This is a genomic window from Pseudomonas sp. P1_A1 (genome assembly GCF_056406935.1).
Genome location: NZ_JBFTZE010000053.1, coordinates 1 through 580, shown reverse-complemented (window position 1 = coordinate 580; position 580 = coordinate 1). Strand labels below are relative to the sequence as shown.

1 protein-coding gene is annotated in these 580 nt (G+C 39.7%); it reads left to right on the top strand.

Annotated features, from left to right (window positions below; translation table 11 throughout):
• Window positions 1–188 precede the first annotated feature (188 nt).
• The coding region (locus AC1D2Q_RS29540; protein WP_477815550.1) for a glycosyltransferase family protein at window positions 189–580 on the top strand (392 nt) is incomplete at its 3' end.

The following is a 580-nucleotide window of genomic DNA, read 5'->3' as shown; positions in this document are numbered from 1 at the left end:
ATATGTATGTTAATCAAAAGAAACCTAAGAGCCTTTTGAAAAACCTGCGGATAGCGGCTGAGTTTACCGTGAAACAAACATTAAGTAAATTGATGGGAAAAAAGGTTAGCGAACAATTTGCAAACGCTTATACCGTTTTGTGTAAAAAAGCCAGTCAGCAACCAGAATTATTTTGATTTTTTTGATCGATGCAAAAACTTGCCCCAATAGCCTTGTTTGTGTACAACCGGCCCGATCATACGCGCCGGACGCTTATACATTTACAAAAAAATGTATTGGCCGATGAATCGCGTTTGTACATTTTTTGCGATGCTCCCAAAACAGAGGCCGACCGCGCCAATGTTGATGAAGTGAGGCAGGTAGCTAAGGAAACAACAGGGTTTAAATCGGTAAAAGTTATTTTGCGCGATCATAATTTGGGTTTAGCAGAATCGATCATTAGCGGCGTTACTCAATTGGTATACGAGTATGGTAAAGTGATTGTATTTGAGGATGACCTGTTATCATCGCCCTATACTTTGCAATATTTTAATGAAGCGTTAACGCTGTATGCTAACCAACCCAAAGTGATGCATATAGG